This window comes from Clostridium sp. JS66 (assembly GCF_033561535.1).
In the GTDB taxonomy this organism is placed as follows: Bacteria; Bacillota; Clostridia; order Clostridiales; family Clostridiaceae; genus Clostridium_AM; species Clostridium_AM carboxidivorans.
Genome location: NZ_CP131467.1, coordinates 3,291,216 through 3,316,196, shown reverse-complemented (window position 1 = coordinate 3,316,196; position 24,981 = coordinate 3,291,216). Strand labels below are relative to the sequence as shown.

General features: G+C 27.8%; 17 protein-coding genes. 15 read left to right on the top strand and 2 right to left on the bottom strand.

The window, feature by feature from the left end; translation table 11 throughout:
• Window positions 1-294: 294 nt before the first annotated feature.
• Complete coding sequence (locus Q6H37_RS15435) at window positions 295-1,095, top strand: amino acid ABC transporter substrate-binding protein (protein ID WP_318733708.1); 801 nt, start codon at window positions 295-297, stop codon at window positions 1,093-1,095.
• Window positions 1,096-1,113: 18 nt separating this feature from the next.
• Window positions 1,114-1,785: an amino acid ABC transporter permease gene (locus tag Q6H37_RS15430; RefSeq protein WP_318733706.1), complete on the top strand. Its 672-nt coding sequence runs from the start codon at window positions 1,114-1,116 to the stop codon at window positions 1,783-1,785.
• Window positions 1,786-2,139: 354 nt separating this feature from the next.
• Here the strand turns inward: Q6H37_RS15430 and Q6H37_RS15425 are convergent, their stop codons facing one another.
• Complete coding sequence (locus Q6H37_RS15425) at window positions 2,140-2,415, bottom strand: hypothetical protein (RefSeq protein ID WP_318733704.1); 276 nt, start codon at window positions 2,413-2,415, stop codon at window positions 2,140-2,142.
• A 254-nt stretch (window positions 2,416-2,669) separates the two neighbouring features.
• Between Q6H37_RS15425 and Q6H37_RS15420 the strand changes: the two genes are divergently transcribed.
• On the top strand, window positions 2,670-3,089 hold the full coding sequence (locus Q6H37_RS15420) for a CBS domain-containing protein (protein WP_318733702.1): 420 nt from the start codon (window positions 2,670-2,672) through the stop codon (window positions 3,087-3,089).
• Window positions 3,090-3,709: 620 nt separating this feature from the next.
• Here the strand turns inward: Q6H37_RS15420 and Q6H37_RS15415 are convergent.
• A complete protein-coding gene (locus Q6H37_RS15415) occupies window positions 3,710-4,168 on the bottom strand; it encodes a ferritin-like domain-containing protein (RefSeq protein WP_318733700.1) in 459 nt (152 codons plus the stop codon).
• 159 nt (window positions 4,169-4,327) lie between these two features.
• Here Q6H37_RS15415 and Q6H37_RS15410 point away from each other — a divergent pair, with 159 nt between their 5' ends.
• From Q6H37_RS15410 to Q6H37_RS15355, 12 genes are all read left to right on the top strand, one after another.
• Window positions 4,328-5,107: an ABC transporter ATP-binding protein gene (locus tag Q6H37_RS15410; protein WP_318733698.1), complete on the top strand. Its 780-nt coding sequence runs from the start codon at window positions 4,328-4,330 to the stop codon at window positions 5,105-5,107.
• 4 nt (window positions 5,108-5,111) lie between these two features.
• Window positions 5,112-6,752: a hypothetical protein gene (locus tag Q6H37_RS15405; protein WP_318733696.1), complete on the top strand. Its 1,641-nt coding sequence runs from the start codon at window positions 5,112-5,114 to the stop codon at window positions 6,750-6,752.
• A 27-nt stretch (window positions 6,753-6,779) separates the two neighbouring features.
• Window positions 6,780-7,649: a radical SAM protein gene (locus Q6H37_RS15400; protein WP_318733694.1), complete on the top strand. Its 870-nt coding sequence runs from the start codon at window positions 6,780-6,782 to the stop codon at window positions 7,647-7,649.
• Between the two features lie 606 nt (window positions 7,650-8,255).
• Window positions 8,256-9,506 carry a hypothetical protein gene (locus Q6H37_RS15395; protein ID WP_318733692.1) on the top strand — a complete coding sequence of 417 codons (1,251 nt, stop codon included), beginning with the start codon at window positions 8,256-8,258 and terminating at the stop codon, window positions 9,504-9,506.
• Window positions 9,507-9,560: 54 nt separating this feature from the next.
• The gene (locus Q6H37_RS15390; protein WP_318733690.1) at window positions 9,561-10,658 is read left to right on the top strand and encodes a hypothetical protein; all 1,098 of its coding nucleotides are present in this window, start codon (window positions 9,561-9,563) and stop codon (window positions 10,656-10,658) included.
• A gap of 26 nt (window positions 10,659-10,684) precedes the next feature.
• Complete coding sequence (locus Q6H37_RS15385; RefSeq protein WP_318733688.1) at window positions 10,685-11,863, top strand: hypothetical protein; 1,179 nt, start codon at window positions 10,685-10,687, stop codon at window positions 11,861-11,863.
• Window positions 11,864-11,870: 7 nt separating this feature from the next.
• Window positions 11,871-14,546 (top strand): hypothetical protein, encoded by a 2,676-nt coding sequence (locus Q6H37_RS15380; RefSeq protein WP_318733686.1) that lies wholly within the window; start codon window positions 11,871-11,873, stop codon window positions 14,544-14,546.
• Between the two features lie 36 nt (window positions 14,547-14,582).
• Window positions 14,583-15,980: a TRAFAC clade GTPase domain-containing protein gene (locus Q6H37_RS15375; protein ID WP_318733684.1), complete on the top strand. Its 1,398-nt coding sequence runs from the start codon at window positions 14,583-14,585 to the stop codon at window positions 15,978-15,980.
• 79 nt (window positions 15,981-16,059) lie between these two features.
• Window positions 16,060-17,802 carry a vWA domain-containing protein gene (locus tag Q6H37_RS15370; RefSeq protein ID WP_318733682.1) on the top strand — a complete coding sequence of 581 codons (1,743 nt, stop codon included), beginning with the start codon at window positions 16,060-16,062 and terminating at the stop codon, window positions 17,800-17,802.
• Between the two features lie 27 nt (window positions 17,803-17,829).
• Window positions 17,830-21,237: a tubulin-like doman-containing protein gene (locus Q6H37_RS15365; protein WP_318733680.1), complete on the top strand. Its 3,408-nt coding sequence runs from the start codon at window positions 17,830-17,832 to the stop codon at window positions 21,235-21,237.
• Between the two features lie 68 nt (window positions 21,238-21,305).
• Entirely contained in the window at window positions 21,306-23,651 is a 2,346-nt protein-coding gene (locus Q6H37_RS15360) for a hypothetical protein (protein WP_318733678.1), read from the top strand.
• A gap of 41 nt (window positions 23,652-23,692) precedes the next feature.
• A complete protein-coding gene (locus Q6H37_RS15355; protein ID WP_318733676.1) occupies window positions 23,693-24,961 on the top strand; it encodes a vWA domain-containing protein in 1,269 nt (422 codons plus the stop codon).
• The last annotated feature ends 20 nt before the right edge of the window (window positions 24,962-24,981 follow it).

The window sequence follows — 24,981 nt, the reverse complement described above, 5'->3', positions numbered from 1 at the left end:
GTAGGAGTTTTTTGTTTTTCGGAATCCGGAGTCCAAAAACAAAGTCATTACATTAAATAACTTATTTATTTGTGTAAATTTTTCGATTTATCACTGTATAACTTTAAAATAATAAAACAAGCTTAGGAGAATATGCTGAAACAGGAATATTCGCAGCAAAGGGAATTAAGGAGGGATAGAAAATGGGTATAAGGGTTTTGCCTTTCCTTATGGTATGGTAGTGGTGTTTCCCTGATAGAGGTAACATATACCTTAGCAAAAAAATATATTAGAGTTTAACGGAGGAGATTATCAATGATTAAAAATGTAAAAACAGTTATAGCAGCAGGATTATTATCAATTATGATGTTTACAGGATGTTCGTCAACAAATTCAACACAAGCTCAAGGTAGTGGACAAAATAAGGCAATAAAAATAGGCATGTCTGGTGGATATTATCCTTATACCTTTAAGAATAAAGATAATAAAATTGATGGTTTTGAGGTAGATGTTTGGAATGAAATAGGAAAAAGAACAGGATACAAACCAGAGTTTGTAACTGCATCATTTAGTGGATTATTTGGAATGCTTGATGCTGGTAAAGTGGATACTATAGCAAATGAAATAACTATAACAGATAAAAGAAAAGATAAATACTTATTTACTGATGCATATGTATATTCAGGTGCACAAATTATGGTTAAAAAGGGTAATAATTCAATTACAAAACTAGATGATTTAAAGGGAAAGAAAATAGGGGTAAGCTTAGGAAGTAATTATGAACAGATAGTAAAAGATAATGATAAAACTAATTCCATTAAGATTGTGACATATGATAATGATGGTGGAATGAGGCAAGATGTTGCATTGGGAAGAATAGATGCTATGATGGATGACAAAGTTTCAGCATTAGCTGTAGTTCAAGAAAATAAACTCCCTCTTCAATTAGCAGGTAAGGATGTACAACCATTAGAAAATGCTTTTCCTTTTGTAAAAAATGATGAAAACAAGAAAATAGTTGAAAAAGTCAATAAAGCACTTGTGGATATGAGATCGGATGGAACTTTAGCTAAAATATCTAAAAAGTGGGTTAATATTGATATAACTAAAAAATAATATTAGGTGGTGGTAAATATGAAAGTAAATTTTGATATAAATTATATGATAGGAATCTTTCCTTTGCTATTAAAATATACACATTTAACAATTAGTCTTGCATTAATATCTATGATATTAGGACTGAGTATAGCTTTAATATTAGTGATTATTTTAACCTATGACATAAAGTTAATAAATCCTTTATTAAAAGTATATATATCATTTTTTAGGGGTACTCCTTTATTGGTACAGCTTTTTTTACTGTACTATGGATTACCTCAAATTATACCAGTCTTAAAGAATATTAATGCTTATACTGCTGCTATAATAGGACTAAGTATGAATAGTTCGGCATATATGGTGGAAATTTTAAGAGGAGCTATAGGGTCTGTGGATAAAGGCCAAATGGAAGCAGTTAAAGCATTAGGAATGACAAGTTGGCAAGGGATGAAAAGAATAGTACTTCCTCAGGCTGCAAGAGTAGCAATACCTGCACTTGGAAATACTTTTGTAGATTTACTTAAGAGTTCTTCATTGGCGTTTACTTTAGGGGTAGCAGAAATTTTAGCTCAAGCACAAATGTCTGCAGCAGCTACATATAAATTTTTTGAAAATTATTTAGCAGTTGCATTAATATATTGGGTTATCATAATACTTTTTAACCATATTCAAAAAATATTAGAGGTTAGAATGAATCATGCATATTAATCAAAATTTATGAAGGATTTAAATTTGTAATATTGTTAAGTGATATGAAACTTGTATTGATTAAGCTTGCATACCACCACTAGATCACTTCAATAAATAAGAAAAAAGGCAAGGTTTCTGAAACTTTGTCTTTTCTTTTATATTAATATAAGTAAATCTATATTCATTTATTATTTTTTATAGATTACAAGAGCTAAGAATACTAATAAAATATCAAAATTCTCCAGAAGAATTTAATAAAAAACCTCGGGAAAAAGAACCCCGAAGTTTTTATAGAATAGTTTATATTTTAGAATTTTTTAGAACTATGATAAAGTAATGTTAAGTACTAGATAATTTTAAATAAAATTTAGTCTAGCATCCGCAGCCACAGCCGCCACCAAATCCGAAACCAAAAGGAGAACAAGAATTAAATGGGAAACATCCAAAACTTGGGAAACAGCAGCTAGAGCAACATCCACAACTTGGGAAACAACATCTACGGCGGTGGTGATGGTGACCTCTAAAACCTATATCTTCATCTTCAAAATCTTCTTCAGGATTGAAACCTTCATCTTCATCTCTTAAATAATAAGGATATGACATTGGATAATTTGGATAATAAGGATACATTGGATAATAAGGATACATTCAAATTCCTTCCTTCAAAAATTATTATAGTATATACTATGCTGTGGGCAGAAAATTGTGATTAGAAAAATTGAATTATTTGCTTAATAAAATATTAAAAATTAGTTTGTTGAGTTTTTTATAATTAAGAAGTATAATGTATTTGCAACTACATAGTATAGTAATAAAAATACCTAAAGATGGATTTAGTAAAAAATTATTCATTTACAGTTTAAAATGCATATAAATAGTAAAGGAAAGGTAGATGAGGTAATATGAACATAGCGTTTTTCTTGACTCCTAAAAATGAAGTGGTGTGTGAAAACATAAATTCAACTATGAGACAAGCTCTTGAAAGAATGGAGTATCATAGGTATACGGCTATTCCAATTTTAGATGATGGCGGAAGGTACATAGGTACTCTTACAGAAGGAGATTTGCTCTGGAAATTAAAGAATACTAAAAATTTAGATTTTAAAGATACAAACAAAATAAAGGTAAATGATATACCAAGAAGGATGATAAATAAACCTGTTCATATCGATTCTAACATAGAAGATTTATTTTATACTTCTGTAAATCAAAATTTTGTTCCTGTTGTAGATGATAATGAAATATTTATAGGAATAATAAAGAGAAGTGATATAATAAATTATTGTTATAAAAATTTTTTGAAAACTGAGAAAATGGTTTAATTATAAAAATAATACGACGCAAGAATACAGTGGAAGTTTGAATTTTAACTTTTACTTCGTGATATATGGTAAGTGTCTCATCACGGCTAAATGTTTTAATTATTCTAAAGCTTGAAATTTTTGAAAGCCTAAGAACTTTGTCAAACTCGGTTCCCTCAAACAGGACTAAAGTTCTAAGGCTTTCAAAAATTTTGAGCTAAGAATAATACTAAAACAATTTAGCTAATGTGATGAGACACTTACCATATATCACTACATAAAAGTTAAAATTCAAACTAGTAACTTCAAGCGTACATATATAATTAAATTGTCATAAGTTATTTTAGTAATTCAAAATTATATTTATCTATGCCTTATAATGCTTAAAAATTAAGGCGAAGCCCACAGGTATGTTAATGCATTGGGCCTAAAATCAGTTGCTTTTTATTTTGTGGAAATATCTTAAAAAACATTGATCATTTGCATTGTTGAAAAATCTAATATGAAAATACAAAAATGTTTCAAATGCAGTTAGTAATCAACAAAAGTACTGTTTTTACAGGCTTCGCTATAAAGTATTACTAAAAAGAGATAAAAAATAATATAAGGCAAATAATAAGCATTATGAAAGCTATGCTTTTTTATTTTAGCATTGAATATAAGTAAATGAATCTTGCAGCGTGTTCCTGCTCATCGGTTATAATTTCAAAAAGTTTATCTCTCATATTTGGATTTTTTAACATAGAATGAATTTTTCTGTAAAGTTCTACTGCTTCTAATTCGCCATCTATACTAGTTTGAATTGCTGGCATAATATTATCGTATTTTTCAATATTGGTTGGCAGTGGAATGTTTATTTTTTTTCCTGTAAGTTGAGTATAAATTTCATTAAACATTTTGTAATGTTTACCTTCATCGTCGTATGCAAATTTTATTTGCTTTTTTACCACAGGGTCATCAGTCATTTCCATCATCAATCCATATTTTACCCTATCATGTCTTTCATCTTTCATAGCTTCAATAAGCAAATCAATTAGTGATCTTATTCTGTACATATTTTCTATTGGACTAAAATAATTAAAACCCATATTGTAATACAAAATATATTCCTCCTAATATTTAATATACACTTTATTATATGACTTACTTTATAATAAAGTGTATATTAAGTATTGTTATATCTATTAAATAGAAATTGTTAAGAAGGTAATAATATGGTAAAATTTATTTAATATTTAAGGAAAGGGTAGGAATGCTTTATGAATGAAATTGCCATAACTATAAGAGATTTGAAAATGAATTATGGGGAAAAACAAGTATTAAGAGGAATAGATTTAGATGTATATAAAGGACAAATTGTAGGATATATAGGACCTAATGGAGCTGGCAAAAGTACAACTGTGAAGATAATGTTAGGACTTTTAGAAGGATATACAGGGCAGATAGAAATTTTAGGAGATGACATATCAAATGGCAGTGTGGAATATAAAAGAAAAATAGGTTATGTTCCAGAAGTTGCAGAAATATATGATAATCTCACAGCAAGAGAATACTTAACTTTTATAGGAGAACTATATGGCTTAGATTATGAAGAAGTTGAAGAAAAGGGTAGAAAACTTATGAAAGTATTTTCATTAGAGGAAATGTACGATTCTAGAATGTCATCTTATTCCAAAGGAATGCGTCAAAAAGTATTAATAATATCAAGCTTGCTTCATAATCCGGATATATTATTTTTAGATGAACCTTTAAGTGGGCTAGATGCTAACAGTGTTATGGTGGTAAAGGAAATATTAGCAGAGTTAGCATCACAAAATAAAACTATATTTTATTCATCTCATATAATGGATGTAGTTGAAAAGATAAGCAGCAGAATAATATTGCTTAATGGTGGACAAATAGTTGCTGATGGAAGTTTTGATGAATTAAAGAATAAATGCAAAGAGGGTTCTTTAGAAGAAATATTTAATCAACTTACAGGATTTAATGAACATAGGGAAATAGCTAAGAAGTTTGTATCTATAGTTCAAGGAGAGTAGTAATATGAAAGATTTTAAAGTATTAAAATTTTTAGATAAATTTAAGGGCTTCTTTGAAAAAATTGGAGTAGATTACTATATGATGAGAAAAATACTTCAAGTTAAGTTTATTATGGATGGAAGAAGAGTTCCTACGGCTATAGGTAATTCTTCAAAAAAGAAAAATAAAGATGAAAATAATTTTATAAAATCTCTATGGGTCTATGGATTAATTGGGATAGTTATAATTCCTTTAGTATGTTTTGGTGAAAATTTTATGTTTCAAATGAGTTTCGTTTTTGGAATATTAATATTTATGATTATGACTTCTTTAATTTCTGATTTTTCTTCTGTGCTTTTAGACATTAGGGACAAAAATATTATTGGATCAAAACCAGTGAACAGTAAAACTTTAAGTATGGCAAAAACTATACATGTGCTAATTTATATGTTCTTTATTACTATTTCCATTTCTGGGCTTGCATTAATAACATCCTTAATAACTAATGGAATTCTGTTTTTTTTAATATTTTTATTTGAAATAATTCTTATGGATTTATTTATAGTGGTAATTACTGCTTTATTATATCTATTTATATTAAAGTTTTTTGATGGTGAGAAGTTAAAAGATATGATAAATTATATTCAAATAATTTTATCCATAGCTATAGCAGTAGGATATCAATTAATAGGAAGATTGTTTAATTTTGTAAATTTAAATGTAATATTTACTCCAAAATGGTGGCAGTATTTTATAGTTCCAATGTGGTTTGGAGCACCTTTTGAAATGTTGTTGCATAGAAATTATAATAATTATTTTATAATATTTTCAATACTTGTAATAGTTATTCCTATGATTTCTATAATAATATATATAAAATTGACACCTGTATTTGAAAGAAATTTACAAAAATTAAACGATAATAGCAAGAAGACTAAAGTAGAAAATAAAAAGTTCATAAATATACTATCAAAAATAATTTGTGCTAATAAACAAGAAAGAATATTTTTTAGATTTGCTTCGGATATGATGAAAAATGAAAGAGAATTCAAACTTAAAGTTTATCCATCCTTAGGATTTTCTTTGATATTTCCATTTATATTTATGCTTAATGACTTAAAAGATAAAGGATGGTCTGGTATAGCTTCAAGTAAAATGTATTTGAATATATATTTTTGTGCACTATTGCTTCCTACAGCAATTATGATGATAAAGTATTCAGGTAAGTATAAAGGTGCTTGGATTTATAAAATCATACCTAATAAGGATGTATCAAGTATATTTAAAGGAACTTTAAAAGCTTTTATTGTTAGATTACTTTTACCTGTATATTCTATTGAAGCTGTAATATTTATGGCCATATTTGGAGTTAAAATATTTCCGGATTTAATTTTAGTGTTTTTAAATATAATGTTATTTACAGTAGTGTGCTTTAAAGTTACTAAAAAAGCATTGCCTTTTTCAGAAGAATTTGGTGTATCACAGGGAAGTGAAGGGTTGACTATGATTCCACTTATGATAATACTTGGAGTTCTAGCACTAATACATTACAATTATACATCAGTACATTATGGTGTATATGTATTTAGTGTTATTATGTTAGTAGTAAATATTGTTTTATGGAAAAAAGCATTTAACATATCCTTAGAAAAAATAAATAACTAAACTTATTTATTGAGGAGGTTTCTATTTATGGAATATGAAGGAATAGTGTATAGACCACCTAGTGAAGCATATAGTTTAATAATTCAAGTTACTATAGGGTGTTCTCATAATAAATGCAGCTTTTGTAGTATGTATAAGGACAAAAAATTTAGAATAAGAAGTTTGGAGGAAGTCTACAAAGATTTGCATGAAGCTAGAAAATTGTATAGTAATGTGGAACGTATATTTTTAGCTGATGGGGATTCATTAGTACTTAAAACAGAAATGTTAGAAAAAATACTACTGAAAATAAAGAAATTATATCCAGAATGTAAGAGGGTTTCAGCTTATGCTGCTCCAAAGGATATTTTGAAAAAATCTGAAAACGAGCTTGAAAACTTAAAAAAACTTGGACTTAAAATACTATATATGGGAATAGAAAGTGGAGATGATGAAATACTGCAAAAAATATGTAAAGGAGTAACATGTAGTGAAATAATAGAAGCTGGAAAAAAGGTTAAAAATGTTGGAATAAAACTTTCGGTTACTCTTATTTCAGGTATAGGAGGAAAGTATAAGTGGAAGAAAAATGCATTAGGATCTGCAAAGATTATAACTTCCATTGATCCTGATTATGTTGGAGTTTTAACTCTTCTAGTGGAGCCGGGAACGAAAATGTATGAAGAAGTAAACTCAGGAGATTTTAAACTGTTAAACCCTAAAGAAATTATGCTTGAAACTTTAGAATTTATAAAAAACATTAATGTAACTAACTGTATTTTTAGAAGCAATCATCCTTCAAATTATGTAGCATTAAGAGGAACTTTTCCACAAGATAAAGAAAAAATGATTGATCTAATAGAAGATGTTATAAATGGAAAGTATGAATATAGACCTGAGAGGTTTAGAGCTTTATAGAATTTTTAATAATAATTGGTTGGAATTAAAATGCTTTTAAGAAAATAAAAATTTAGTGTATATAAAAAATAGAGTTATATAAAAAATAACTCTATTTTTTATATATAAATAGGATAATCAGGAACTTTATTGGTATGTAAGCAAGTATTTATATAAGATGCAATATAAGTTATAATATTATAAGAATATATATAATTTGCTAGTTTACTGCAAAAATAAATATATGAACATAAGAGAAATAGCGATACATAAGAAGTTAAAATAGAAACTATATAATTTTTATTTACAACTAATTGATTTATTGTAAAAAGATTATATAGTTTCTACATTGTAGTGTGGTTTATTTATAAGAGTTAAGTAATTATTAAATAAAGTTAAGATTTTTTTAAGATTTTAGTAATAAGTATGTAACATAATGATGATATAGTATAATTAAGAGTATTTAGCTTAAATTAACTGAATAAATAGTTATGAATATCTCTTTTGATACTAGTAATTACCTTTTAAATATATGTTCACTATTTATTAATAGTTTGTTTATTGTTAGCAATTATAATATAATGTGTAAACAAAATTTTTATAAATATTTATAGGGTGGATTTAAAGATGAATATTACAGATGTATTAAATGAAATTAATAAAATAAGTGAAGAACTTAAGGATAAAATTGCTCCTGTGGAAGTACTTAAAAAATTTAATGGAGGAAGATCTGGTGCAGGAGTATATATGGTGGAATATGGAGATGACAATAGAGTTGGAATATTAAAGGTAACCAGCAGCAATGAAGCAGAAGTATTTCATAAGGCATATAACATGGCAGTAGAAAACAACATGCAGAAATATGTTGCTAAACTTATAACTAGCTATGAATTGGAGAATAAAGATGAGTCTACTTTATATGTTAATTTATATGATTTAGCTGGTGATGACATATACAAAAGTGAAACATTCTTGGACAAAGTGCTTAATGAGGATGAGCTAAGGGATAATATAATTTCAAAAATAAGTAAATTTCTTTTTTGCTGGAATAGAGAACATAGGAAAAAGTATGTTTCTCCTGTTGATATGGTTAAAAAGGAACTTTCATATAGATATATGGATAATAAATATGTTAAAGCTTTTGAAGATATAGGAGTAGATAAATATACAAAATGGATATCATTAGATGGAACGGATACTATATTGCCTAATCCTTATTACTATTTTAATAACAGAAATATTTGGAATGGATTAAAAGTAGCTTGCCTAACTTCTTTAGCTCATGGAGACTTTCAAGGAGATAATATTATAATAACTGAAAATAAGCCTATTATAATAGATTTTTGTGATTTATTAGAGGATTGTAATGTTTTTCATGACTTAAGGTATTTAGAATCTATTACATTAGGGGATTGTTTGGAAATTGATAAAGAGTGTAATAGGGAACTTTGGAGCAAAGTATGTGAGAGTTTAAGCAGAGGATTAACAGAAGCAGAAATTCCACAGGGAAGAGGAATGAGCCTTTTAAGACAGCTTATATCTAAGCTTAGAGCAAATGTTAAATTGGTTGTTTCTGATAGCCGCAACAGCTTATATAATCCTTCATTTTACTTAGCAGGTATGTCGTCTGGATTAATTAATATGAGAAAATACAAGGATATAAATAAGAAAAAGGCTGCGTTTGTATATGCAGCTTACAATTTAAAAATGTTTTTAAAGGATGAAGCTGTTAATATGTATGAGCCTAGATTAGATTCTTGTATGGTTTTTAATTGGAAATGTGATAAAAAAGAAAATGCATTTGTACATTTAGAACCTATTAGTTCAAGAACCACTAGAAGAATTAATGTAACGGATAAAGTATTAAGTTTAACATAAACAAATATTTTATATGTATATTTTTTATTACATTTTAAATTGGAGATGATTATTATGGACGGTGGAAAAGAACAAGAACTTCAGGAATTATCTGAAGAAATAGAGATAATTCTTTCAATTAAAGATGATATTTCAAAGGATGAAGTGGAAAATTTTAAAGGTAAATTTTTATCACTATCTGAGTATGATATAAGAAAAAAAATAAGTGAAGTTACTAAAAATAATATATATTTAGAGGAATTTGAAAAAGAAAACATCAATGAGAAAATTGAAGATAACATTGAAATTAATAATATAAATGATGATGAAAAGATAGAAAAAAATACAATAAAACAACAAGAAAATGGTACTACAGATTTATTAGTTAATAATGAAGTTAATGTAGATAGAAAACTTAAAGAAATTGAATTTGAAAGTACTAATGAAAATGAAGAGTTAAAAGAAAAGATAAAATATGAAGAAATTATTGATAAGAGTAAAGAGAAAAGCATTGAAATAGTGGATGAAAATAATATACCAGAAATTTCTTTTGTGAAAGCGGAAGTAAAGTATGGTCAGCTTTCACTGGAATGGGCATGGGATGAAAAAATAGATAAGGTTTTAATATGCTACAGGATGGATAAATTTCCTGTGTCTCCCAAGGACTCAGCTGCATTTCAAGTTGTAATTGCAAGAGAAAACAATATGGAAAAGGGAAATTACATAATAAATAAAGTGAATGAAGGAAATTATTACTTTTCAATTTATGTCATGGTAAATTATAATGGTAAAACATTGTTTTCCAAAGCTCAAAGAAGGCTTGTAGTAAATAAAGAACCTTCAGAGATATTTTATGAAATAAAGATAAAAAAGAATTTGTTTGGCAAGGTTAAAAGTGCAGAGTTACTTTTGAGTACAGATGAAAAGAAGCTGGATTTGCCTCAGCTTGTTTTGATTGGAAAATTTGGAAATATACCTATTCAAAAATCAGATGGGGAGCCTATAATAAATATTGATTATGACTCAGTTACTAGCGAAGATTTAATAAGTTTTGATATACCAATTGAAAATTTAAGTAAAAACATGTATGTAAAGCTTTTTTTTGTGGATGATAGCAATAGCAAACTGTATAGAATAGTATCGCCTTCAAAGGAAAACTTACATTTTAAGTAGTAAAAGGAGTAAGGGAGATTAGTAAAATGAAATTGAATTTTAAAAAGAAGGATCAATATATATGTCCCTATTGTTTTTCAAAACACGATTTAAGTGATGTGGAGTTTATATGCAAAAATGATCTTCAAGAATGCAGGAATGCTAAAGAAGGGGTTTCTTTAAGGCTTAGAAGCGAAGATAATAAAAATGAAATGCCAGATCACATGTTTTGCAATGAATGCGGTGAAACTACAAATACAAAGATATGTCCTACCTGTCATATGGAATTGCCATATACTATAGGTAATTATGATGATTTAATATTTGCAGTAATAGGAGCAAAGGAAGCGGGAAAAAGTCATTATATTGCAGTGCTTATAGATAAAATAATGAATGAGATAGGATCTGCCTTTAATTGCAGTCTTCAAGCAATGAATGATACTACTATAACAAGATATAGAAATGATTTTTATAATCCTGTTTTTAAGAAAAATGAAGTGATAAGTGTAACCCGTTCTGCAAAAACGGATTCATCTGTAAAAACTCCTCTTATATATAGTTTAAGTTTTAGAGAAGATGGTTTTTTTGGAAAGTTTTTGAAATCCAACAAAAAAACTAATGTGGTTACTATTGCTTTCTTTGATACTGCAGGTGAAGATTTAGATTCTGAAGATACTATGAAGACTGTAAATAGGTATATATATAATTCTTCAGGAATAATCTTCTTACTTGATCCACTGCAGTTAGAAAAGGTAAGAGAAAATCTTCCTAAGGGTACACCACTGCCAGAACAGAATACGGAAATAGAAGATTTGCTTTCAAGAACAGGAAATCTTATAAGAAGAGCTAACGGCATTAAAATGGATAAATTGATAGATATACCTGTAGCTGTGGCGTTTTCTAAAATAGATGCTGTGGAATCTCTAATAGATCCTTCCAGCTGTATAAATTATTCCGGAAAACATGTAAAGGAAGGCTATTTTGATTTAGCAGATTTTGAAGATGTAAATGGAACTATGGAGGCTTTAGTAAGAAGTTGGGGTGGAGAAAATTTTGCTAATCAATTAAGTTCCAATTTTAAGGATTATGCTTATTTTGGATTAACAGCACTGGGATGTAATCCAGAAAGCAATAAAATTACAAAATTGAGACCTCATAGAGTAGAAGATCCATTTTTGTGGTTATTATACAAGTATAAATTAATAAAGGGAGAAAAAAGGAAGTGATTTGCATTTGAAAATTCAACAACTTTTATATACTTCCTGCAAAAAGGGACTTTCTTCTGGTGCTGGATTTCAAACTTATTCCATGTCCAAGGGAATTACAGAAGAAGAAAGAAAGGAAATAGAAACTTACTGTGTGTATATACCACCAGATAATCTTCCAACACAACCTACAGAGGAAGAAATAGAAAAGCTATTTCCTTTATCCTTTTCATATTTTATATTAAAAAGTGGTAAATATTGCATTTCACAAGGAAAGTACATAGGAAGGGATTATTCAGGAAGGTACGGAAACTATATTTGTCATGTTTTAATATTTGATAAGCCTTGTGATTTTTATCCTATAGAACTTTATAAATCTATAAGTTTTAGAGATTCTCTAACTTTAGAAGAACAAAATGCTCCTTGTGTAGAATATCTTCCAGAATTGGATCATATTCATTTAGGAAATGTAATACATTTTGACAGTATAAGCAAATTTTTTAAAGAAAATGGTATTGGCAAAAAAAGCAAAAATTTTAGAGAACTAATGCAGAGCATTATAGATTTTAATAACAGTGGAAAGAAAATAGTGTTTTGTGACAGCGCAAGCAGTATACCTTACTTAATAGGAGCAGTGGAACTGTCACTTCCCAAGAAACTTTCAATGCAATTTACTTTTACTACTTATACATACAATCCAGAAGATACTAATTATTTATTATGTGCTGTAGATAGTAGAGGAAGTAAATTTAATTTTAACGTGGGTCAAAATATCTACAAATGTAATGTTTTTAATTTTTTAGAGGATAGGAATAAAAATGTAAAATTCAATAGCAATTTTTCAAAATTAGCTGAAATTGGTTTTACAGTTTCAAAGGAAATATTTCTGCCTTTTATAGACTTTTTAACACAGTTTGAATACAACAAATTAGATGAAGATATAGATGATTGCCTTTGTTTGTATAATATGGTAAAAAAGGGACTTGCAAAATCTGATGTAGAAAGTGTAAAGAAAGCAGTAAGTTTTGCAATTAATTATAAATCTATTGAAGCATATAAACAGTTATTTTTTGAATTGCAGCCTAATTTAGAAAAGATAAGTACTGAGGTAGATGTAGAGCTTACAGAGATAATAACAAAATTTCTACTCAAAATGAGTAATGAAACAGGTTGTATAGAGCATAGGAAAATTGCTTATGAATTTTTCTTTAATTCTATACATTATCTCATTGTGGATGCAGAAGAAATATCTATAAATACAATATTAAACTTATATGAAAATATAAGAGGTTTAAATGATGAAGAATTTGTTAAAAAGTCTTTAGAAGAAGGCAGGATAAAGGCGCTTATAACCTATATGGAAGGTGCTAAGCCTAGACATGCAAAATTTTATTTTGAAGCTGTACTTTGTGATGTAAAGATTTTTAATAAAAGTTCTGTGGAAGGCCAATTATTCAAATTATTTGATTCTCAAAGGAAAGAAAATAAAGCTTTAACCATATTTTTATATAAATGCTTAGGTATACTTAGAAAGTATCCTGATTATGTAAGAGATGTTTTAAATTTCTTTAAAGATGATTATGAATACGCTGCTAAGATAATACTTACAATTTATTGCAAGTGTATAGATAAAGATAATATTTTAAAAGAGCTTTTGATAGATTTTATTGTAGAGGAAGGAAAAGAGAAAGAGAATTGGAAAAATAAAATGTATTTTTATATAAGTAAAGATACAGGTGGTAGTGATTTTTTACTTAGTATATATGCCTTTGAATTAAGCAAAAGATTGAGCAAGGAAAAGTTTTTTATAAATTATTGTAATAAAGTATTTAATACACTTGAAAATTATAGAAAAGAAAAATTTAAGGAAGCTTTGAATTTATATTTAAATTACTGCAAAAATGATGATATGTGTAGTGATGATATAACATTAGAAGAATATGAAGCTATCTTAAACTATATAATAGATAACTCACTTTTAAAATATATGGATAAAGTTTTTATAAAAAAGGTTATTTCAATGCTTGAAAATAAAATTAATAATGATAATGAAAAAATAGATGATTATACTTTGAAAAAGCTGTTTAATATGAAAAAACATTATAAAATAAAAACTTCATGCAGTATAATAGAGCTTTTATGCATTGGAAAAGAATTAGAAAAGTACGGTTTTATACAATGTGTTGATTTACTAAAAAATATTAAATGTGATTATAAGGAAATGGGTAGGGATAACTATGAAAGATACTTGAAATGGCTTTTGCCTAATATATGTGTATATCTTAAGGATGATGTGGACCATGGCAAGGTTAAAAAAGCTTTATATTGTACTGAATATGGAGAGGTTTATTTTGAACAGTACATAAAGGTAGTTAAAGAAATTGTTTTAGGAAAAAAATATAAAAATTTATTAAAAAATCTCAATGTAAATCCATATAAGATACTTTTGGATTTTGTAATATTCACATTAAAGAATATGTACAATGTGGAAAAAGTTGCAGAGGAAGTTTTTAATAATGGAGTTATAGATATACTAAAGGAAGCTTCTGAAAAGAAAATAAAGGCGTGCAGCAGGTACGTAATTGAAAAAACTAAGCGCTGCAAGGATAGAGAAGAAATTATGATTAGGTGGAGACATATTACAAAAACAGCTGCAAATATGGAAAAAGGAACTCTTTTAAAAATAAAAAACTTATTCAATTAAAAATTTCTTTGAAATTATGAAGTAGGAGATGGTGTTTTGGATGGCATAGGTGAAGTACTTGGAAAAGTTGTTAGAACTTTTGCCTCTATAGGCGGAATTTTTGTGGGAATTGTTCAAGGCTTTGTTAAATCCAGTTATAGCTATTTTAAGGGTATGAAATATATAGCTTATAATAATTATTCTGTAAGAGCTAAAGAAGAGTTTGATGAACCTGCAGAAGAAAAGTACTTTTTTTACGAACAATATGAAGATTTAAAAAATGCTTATCACAGTGCAGCTGCCGTAAATAAAGGAAATATTTTATTATATAAAAAAGCGGAGCAAGAAAATCATTGTAGTTTAGGAAGAGCTAAAGGTGCATTAGTTTCTATATATGTATTTGGCAATATTTTTAACATAATTTATTTTTTTATACACTTTATCATTATTACAATTATAAGTATTCCTATTTATGCTTTATATTTTATTATAAAAACTATTGAAAGTGTAAAGTCAAAAAAGGAAAGTACAGGAACCATTTGCGCATATTGTTACAGTAAGTTTAATGTACCTTATTATCTATGTCCGAATTGTGGAAGAGTTCATAAAAGCTTAGTTCCAGGGCCTTATGGCATTTTAAAAAGAAAATGTAGTTGTGGTGAGATAATTGCAAGTGCCAACATAAGTGGAAGACATAGACTTTCTGCAGTGTGTCCAGTATGTTTGAAAAACATTGAAGTAAAAGAAATACCATCAGTATGTATAGCTCTTGTTGGAGGAGAAACTTCAGGAAAAACAACATTTATTTATAGTGTTATACATGAATTACTTAACTCTAAAAAATGGAATGTGGAATTTTTAAATTCGATGGAAAAAGAAAATTTTAATGATATAAATGAAGGAAATCGCAATTTAGAAGCTTTAAAAGAACATAGAAATCTTTATAATGTTTTTATAAATTCTAAAGAAAATTCCAGTAAAAAATTATTGTATATATATGATGCAAAAGGAGAAAATTTTAATAGCATAAATGGAGTAATAGCCCAAAGGTACTATAAATATGTAAATGGATTGATTTTTATTGTGGATCCTTTATGTATAGATGAAGTAATAGAAGGTGAGTTTGTTAAGAATGAATTTAAAGAACTTAGCAGTAAAAATATAAATATAAATGATTTGCTGGATCGTTTTATAATAAGCATGAAAAAGCTTTGTGAAATAGAAGCAGATGAGAAAATAAATGTGCCAATAGCTGTAGTAATTAATAAAATGGATTTAATAGATTACAATGGGACTGCAGTGGATTTTCTTAAGCTAGTACGTGAAGAGAAATTTATAAGAAAGGTTCAGTATAATTTTTCAAACTCTAAATTCTTTTTCACAGAGAATTTAAATTCTATTTCTAATGACATAAAAGCAGCAGAGCCAGTGGAATGGATTTTAAATAAAGTTTGATGTAGCAATTTGGTATTATTATAAAGTTATTATTTGTAAATATAAATTAGAATTTTATATATGTAGGAGGTATACAATTTTGATAAGGAAAATTAAATCCATTTTAATTATAGCTGCTATAGTAATTTTTCAATTAGGAAATATTCCTTTAGTTAATGCGGAAAGTAGTAATACTTCTTCAAATTTAGATGTGGTATTTGTTTTAGATTCCAGTGGTTCTATGAAAGAAAGTGATCCTGAAGAAATAAGGACGGAAGCTATAAAAATGTTTTTAGATATGTCACAGGTTCAAGGAAATAAATTTGGACTTGTAGCGTACTCAGATAATGTAGTTAGAGAACATAATTTGGATACTATAAATTCAAATGATGATAAAGAAAGAATAAAAAACATGGCTTTAAATATTCCTCTTGGACAAAAAACTGATACAGGTGCTGGTATTTTGGAAGCAGTAAATTTAATGAACAGCGGCCGTGATAAAAATCATAAGCCAGTAATAATACTATTATCTGATGGTAAAAATGATCCTCAAAGAAAAACAGAGGATTCTCTAAAAGATTTAAAAAGTTCAATAAGTACTTGTAAGGATAAGGGATATCCTGTGTATACCATAGGACTTAATTATGATGGTACCGTAGATAAAACACAGCTTGAAGAGATGTCAAATGAAACCAAAGGTAAAAATTACATAACTAGTACAGCAGCAGATCTTCCTAAGATTCTTACAGATATATATGCTGATAATTCAAAATTAAAGGTTCAAGATGGGGGAACTGTTACAGCTAATGGTGAATATCAGGATTTAAAGGTTAAAATTCCTAATTCCAATGTAATGGAAGCTAATATATCAATGATTTCAGATTCAAAGGTTGAAGTAAAACTTTTAGATCCAAAGGGCACGGAAGTTAATATACCATCTTCTAATGCAGTTTTTACTACATCTAAAAAGTATTCAATGCTTAAAATTATAAAGCCTACAGAAGGAGATTGGACAGTTAAGATTAAAGGGGTAAGTGGCAGCAATATAAAAGTAAATTATATATTTAATTATGATTTACAATTAGAAGCAAACTTTACTCCAGCTTCGCCTAAAAATGGAGATAAGTTAAAAGTAGAAGCTTACCTTGCAAGCAATGGACAAAAGATTACAGATAAAGCACTTTATACAAATATGAAGGGAAAGCTTATAGTAAAAAATATGAAGGATAACTCAGTTAAAGAAGTAGCACTAGATTATACTGAGGGTGTTTTTAAAGGAGAATATTCAATTCCAGATAAGGGAAAATATGAACTTAAAGCGAGAGTTGATGGAAATAGTCTTTATAGAGAAAGTACACCTTTATTAGTTGGTAGTGATAATGGAGCAGCAGGTAGTTCAGATGGAAAAACTAGTATGTTAAAAAAGCCTGCAGTTTTAGGTGGCATTGCAGCTTTAGTTGCAGCTATTTTAATAGTAGGAGCATTAGCCTTATTTAAAAAGAAGCGTGTTCAAGGTTTTGGTCGTGTGGAATTGAATATAAAGGATGAGAATACTGATGAAATGCTGCCTCCACAGTTTAGGAATTTAGATGGTTATGTTGGAAGCTTTACACTTTTTGAAGTATTATCTCTTAAAGAAGAATATAAGGAAACTGAAGACATAAAATTTATATTCAGAAATGATGATAGTCTTGAAATTTTAAATAAATCAAAATGTGTTATACAAAAATCAGGAAGAAAGCTTGAAAATGGTGAAAATATAACAATGTATAATGGAAACAAAATAACAGTATTTTTAAATAATGTATCAAAAAGTATAGTTGTAGAGTTCCGATCTAAGTAAGATTATAAAATATGGAGGAGTTAATTTATGAATACTAGAATTAGAGAGCATCTTCAAGACCTTGAGGTTAGCAAGGGCGGAGGTATAATAAGTGATAAAATACGTATAGAAACTATATCAAATCCTATACTTGTAATAGGCCTTGGTGGAACAGGTATAGATGCAATGCTAAGACTTAAATATCAAATAAATAAAAGATTTATCCTTGAAGAAGATAAAATATCCAACACTAGAAAGGATAAACCTGAAAAAGTTGAATTTTTAGGCTTTGAAACAAATCAAGGAGAAAAAAATAAGAGATATCCTGCAAATGGTGGAGTAGGGTTAGATCCTCAAAGTGAGCTTGTTATGCTTTCAAATGCAGAAATAAGGTCCATTTTAAACGATAGAAACATATTAGATGATTGTATAAAAGAATGGTTAGCACCTGAACTTTCAGCAGAAAGTGGAACCGATGGTGCTGGTGGTATAAGACAGGTAGGAAGACTTTTATTATTTACAAAGATCAATGAAATAGTAGATTGTATTGAGAAAAAAATAAGACGTCTTCAAGAGGATACAGATGAAACACTTCATGTATTTATACTTTCAGGACTTTCAGGAGGAACGGGAAGCGGAACCTTTATAGATATTGCTTATATAGTAAGAGGAATTATGAACAATATTAAAGGGGTTAAAGGTGACGATAGAGTTAATATAATGGGATATTTATTTACACCAGATGTTAACCTATCTAAGGCTTCTGACAACCAAAGCTCTCAATCCTACATTATAAAAAATGGATTTGCAGCATTAAAGGAATTAGATTACCTTATGGGAATTGCTGATAGACATGAAAGGTTTAAACAGCAGTATAGAAATAGATTAACTGTAGATTCACCAATGCCTCCATTTAATCTTTGCCATTTAATATCTGCTACTAACATAGATGGAAGACCTATGAGTAATGCTTATGATTACTGTATGAATGTTACAGCAGAAAATATAGTTAATTTTATATCCAATGAAGTGAGAGAATCTGGTGGTGCTTTTGCTATACAGGACTATATAAGTAATTTAAAACAGAATACTGATAATATGGCAAAACCATACATGGCAGGTTATAAGTATGTAATGATAGGAGCATCTTCAGCAGTATTGCCACTGGAAGAGATAACTACCTACCTTGCTTATAAGCTTTTTGAAAAGATCCAATATATGTTTGGAAATGGACCTACAGAACAAGAAACAGATCGATTTATAAGACAGCTTAAACTGGATGAAGATTCTGTAATAGATAGATTTGAAAGTGAACTTCAAGGAAGAAAACCTCTTACAGGTTATAAAGGAAGAGATAGATACAGTTATGATAATGTAATAAAAAAGCAATCTGTAAACATTGATGATGAAATGAAAGAATATTTAAGAGAATGTACCAATGAATATAATAAGGTAAAAACTCAGTATCCTGGCGAAGTTGTAAAGGGTGCAAGAGAGCTTATAAATGAAATATTTAAAGACCCTAAAAAAGGACCTTTTTATGCATCTAGAATATTGTTTCATCAAAGCTTTTGTGTAGTTAAGACTTTAGAAACAGAAGTAGCATCTCTTCAGGAAAGATTAACTAATATTTCAAGAGAGATAAAGTTTAAAAGGGAACTTGCAGAAGACAAAATGCTAGAAGCTAGAAAGGCAATTTTGTTTACTAAAGAAGGAAAGAAAAATGATTATATAGAAGCTAAAAGTGAAGAGTATATGTTAAAGTCTGAAGAAGAAAGAACTCTTAGAATGATGGAGTTTTACGGAAAAGTAATTTCAGATTTAAGTGATTTAAACAATAAAATATATAGAATATATACTGAAATACTTAATGAATTAAATAAGATATTTAAAGATGATGGAGAAATCCTTGTTAAAGGTGAAGAAATAGAAGGAGCTCTTGGAAGAAATTATTCCTGGACAGTAGTAAAAGTTCCTGATTTAAAAGATTATATAGAAAGTATTGTAAATAAGCAAAGTGCAGATGATATTGTTAGAAGATTTTCAAGCAAGCTTTTAGAAGAGTCCAGCAAATGGCTTGATGAAGTTCATATAGATGTAGTAGGATCAATTTCAAGCTTTGTATCTGAAGAATATGGTGATGTAATAACTCAATCTATGGAAGAGTTTTTAACACTAGAATATGGCGAGGATAAATCCATTATCAACATAATTAAAGATGAAATTGCACCAAAATTGGATAAGGATGCAGTACCAATTTTCTATATGAGTAATACAGAAGCACTTAATTTCCCATCATGGAGTATGGTGTCAGTACCAAGAAATGCAAAAAAAGTACTTGAAGGTATTAAAGAGTATAAAAAGTCATATATAAAAGGAGATTCTATCAATATAAAAGAAAGTATGGTAACTAATAGAATATTCTGGTTAAATACTAAAAATGGAGTACCTTTATATTCATATACTCCAATAAAACAATATGAAGATGTATATGAAAAAACTTTATTTGAAACTGATGGTATAGGAAGACACTTATATCAAAATGGAGATAGGAACTGGGTGTTCTTACCATCACCTATACCAGAACAATCTTGGGGAACAACTTATTATAATGAAAGAGTAAAAAAATATAATGATGAAGTAAGAGATGTATTTGATAGAGCTATAAAGCTTGGATGTATAGTTGATACAGAAAACAGTATAAATGAAAAATACAGATGTATTGTGACTGAAGACTTTAGCATTAAGGATTTTATGAAAAATTATTCATTAAACCTAGAAGGGGATAGACCTAATGTAGGTGAAATAAAAAGAGCATTATCAAATATTAAAAAGCTTTTAGAAAAAGGATTGGAACCTATAGAAAATGGAAATTTACAGCAGTATTGTATTTTTGAAAGCAGCAGCGAAGAAAAAGCAAAAAATAATTTAGTGAGAACCCCTCGTCTTGCTGGACTTGTAAAAAAAGAAGTTGAAAAGTATGAAGAAATACTACAAGAAAAAGCTAAGCTTGAAGGTATTATAAAGAACATGAGTAAGTCAGAAGCAGATATGGATACTTTTTTAAGAGCTATGTATACAGATACCATAGTAAAAAGAGGCTTAATGTATGTTTATAATTGCAGTGAAGACAGTAAAGTAAATATAGAACCTTTTATAAACACTTTAAAACAAAAGGAATATCATTTAGAAGCAATCTTCAAGAAATACACAAGCTTGGATGAAAGAGAAAGAAGTATTATAGATAGAACTTCAGATAAAAAGCAGGATGAACTTTCCATGGAAGATGGAGCAGTTACACTTACAGCTAATGTGGATGCTTTATTAAACAAAGTTAAAGATTCATTAGAAGAACTAGATACAAGAAGATATGATCTTATAAATGGTGATGAACTTTATGCATCTTACAATAACATGTTTTCAAAAATAAAAGATGTAAAGAAGCAATTAGAGTAAGCATTTTTTAGAGGACAATTGTCCTCTAAAAAATATTGCTTTGCAATATTTGTACTGGAGGGATTTTGATGGAGGATATATTAGAAAGTTTTGCTGAGGAGTATTCTTTAAATGCAGATAGAAAAATCTTTATGGGAGATGCTCAAAGAAGTGCAAATAATCCTATACTTTTTTTGTTTATAGGAGATGGCGTTAAAGATGCTTCAAAGCATATAAGCAGCAATATAAGATGTAATTGGGATAATGGAAAAGCTATAGTTTTTATGAATGTTTTAAAGGAAAAAGTTGAAGATGATGATAATGTATTCAATTTTCAAATAGAATATAGTGGTCTAGATAAAAAAAGTTTAAGAAAAGATATAAGAGACAACTTTTATAGTAATAAAAAGATGCTTGCTTGTTTAAATGAAAAAATAACTATGGTTAGGGATAAGATATTAAGTTCTGGAAAGTTGTTTAATTCCTTTGAAAATATAAATATTGCTGTGGTTACAACTTCAGATGATCCTCTAAATGTAATATTGCCTGAAATAACTATGCTTGTAAAAAAGAGAATGCTTGAAGTTTTTAAGCTTGGAATTGCTGATCTTTATATAATTATAAAAGAAAAAGATGTGGAAGATGAATTTCTTTCAGAGGCTATGTCTATGAGCTTTTTTAGAGAATTGGAATATGTGCAAAAAAAGCTATTTTATTTTAAAGAAAGAATAGAAATATATGGAGAAGAAAGAGAACTTTTAGTGGAAGCAAAAGGACCTGTATTTTATCTTACATACGTATTAGAAGAAAAAAATGAAAAAGGCCTTATACCAGAAAAGTCTATGGAAAACAATTATAATATAATAGGTTACATCAATCTATTAAAAAATAGAAATGTGAGTATTGAAACTTATTCTGATACAGAAAATCAGTATTATGATAATACTAGATTTAAAGCTAACATAAGTTTGGATGATTCTTTAAATAGATATGTTTCAGCAGGACTTGCAGTAGTGAAAAGACCTAATAAGGCTATTGCTATTACTGTAGTTAGAGCTTTTTATGAAAACTTTATAAAAAGATTAAAAGAATTTTCTAAAAAAGATGAAGAAACTATAGTTAGTATTTTAAAATTAGATGAAGATAATGTAGCTTTTAGTATAGAAAGAATTTTACCTAAAGCTGTTACAATTTATGATATGAACAGCATAATGATGAATAATACTAAGTCTTTGGAAAAAAGACTTTCAAAGCTTAATTTAAGACAAATAGAAGAAGAGTTATATAGAGATAGATGTGAAAATTTTTTCAATAATAATTTTATAGAATATGCTGATAAAAAACTTAATGATATTAATTTTGAAAATGAATTTAGTGTTTTATTTGAAAAAAGTGTATTAAATAATGACAAATTAGGTTTGTATTGTGCTTTAAATTGGAGTGATGGAGAAAGCATTGTTTTTAAATACATAAAAAAAGAAAAAAAGATTCTTTCAAATTCTATAGAAGGGTTGAGGAAAGAAATTGAAAATACATATGAAAGCAGGTTTGTAGAAGAATTTAGCTTTAAAAACATTTTTACTAGAGGAAAGAATATTGATAAGGTAAAAGAAAAATTGTTTACAGAAGTATATGGAAGAAAACTTAACATTTTAAAGTTAAATATTTTTATAAAAATCTTAGAAAAATATGAAGCTGCATTGAATAATATTCATAAAGAAATTTACAAATATATTGAGAAAACTAAAAATATTCATAGCATAATTCTTAAATGTGAAGATGTAATAGTAAGAAAACAGCAGAGTTATACAGGACAGAATATAAAGGTCTATTACACAAAAGTTGTAGATAATATATTAGAAAATCTTATAAATAAATATGGAGAAGATTTTTATTTTGGAGAAGAATATTTCGGAAATTCTTCTGAGATTATAAAAAGAACTCAAGAAGACTTTATTTTGAAACTAATAGAATTTTGCGATAAGTATATTTTACCACAACCAGATTTTATAAAGTCTTTTGAAGAAGAATTAAGCGAAAGAGCTAATGTGGATACAGGAAACTTGGAAAATAAGGTTTTATCTAAAGATGAAATATATAGAAAACTTTATGATATTTTAGGAGAAAATTCAGCACTTAAGATTTATATAATGAATTATGATGTAAAGAGTTATGCAGAAAAATATTTTTTTGGAGATTACAGCAGTAATTTTATAAAATATGCTTTTGATTTCGATAGGAAAGTTAGAAATTATAAAATAGGATATGTACATGAAAAAAGAATAAGTGGAATTGAAAATTTAAATTTAATGGGTGGTTTTGCGGCTAAGGATATATTCTATATAAGAAATTCTATAGATAAATATGAAGCTTGTTTGAAAAATGGATATGAATTCCATGGAATAGATGTAAGCGAATTGCCGGAAATCAGGTAAAGGTTAAAAACTATATAATAAATTAGTTTGGGGGGCGAATTTTGATAGAGAAAAGAGTAAATATAACTATGATTATAATGAGTTTAATTGGAGGAGTAATTGGTTTTATATTAGGAGAAATACTTTTAAATTCTTTAAGATATACTATGTCTTCAGTTATTCTCATGGGATTATATTTTGGAATATTAGCACTTTGTATAGGAACTATGTGTCTTATAGGAGAGATGATAAGTCCTAGATTAAATGGGCAAGGGTGGAAAAATAATTATTTAAAAACTTCTTTTAAATTGTTAATTCCATGTACTTTAATTGGATTATTTGTATTTGGAGCTATGTTTCAATTTTTGTATGAAATAAGTACGCAAAAGTTTAAAAAGGTGGATGATATAGTATTTGCTATAGATACATCTGGAAGTATGAAGAATACAGATCCTAATAATGAAAGATTTTCTGCAGCATTAAATCTTATAGATAATATGGATAAAGATAATAGATTTTCTATGTATAAATTTGATGATACTGCAGAAAGAATACTTCCTATGACTCAGGTTACAAAACAAAGCAGAGAAGAAGTTTCAAACAAGTTAAAAGATATGAAAAATCCTAAAGGAAATACTAACATGAGAGATGCTTTAGAAAAATCTTATGATGAAATAAAATCTTCAGAAACTAAAAATAAAAATGCTATGGTTATAATGTTATCAGATGGTGGAGATACATATGATTTAAGTAAGAAGTTTGATGAAACTTTAAAGCCTTTTAAGGAAAAGAATATATCTATTTATACTATTGGAATGTCTAATGGCAATAATTTTTCTATGCTTAAGGAAATAGCCAAAGAGAGTGGCGGAAATTATTATAATGTAAAAGAAATAAAGGATTTAAAAAATGTATTTAATAAAATATATATGGATAGACAGCAAAGGCTTCTTGTAGATAAGAGGTACGGAATTTATGAAGCTTCTTCATTATATAAGCTTCTTAGAGTAATATTTATTACTTTCTTAGGAGCATTAATAGCTTTAAGTGTGAGCTTAGTGTTTGATAACAAAAATTTGCTTAAGGGATTTTTAGTAGGTGGAATTTTGGCAGGACTTGCAGCAGGAATTATTATGGAAACAGGATTTTTATATGTACCATGGATGGGGATGCTGCACAGGTGTATAGCAGATATTGTTATTGCTGTGATTTTTACCATTATACCTGTAAAAGTAGATGTAAAAGACTATTCTAAGAAATCCTCTTATATGGATAAAATAAAGAACTTTAATGTTTATGAAGGTGACAGTTCAAACAATATGTTTCAGTAAAATTAAAAAGAGGTGCTTTT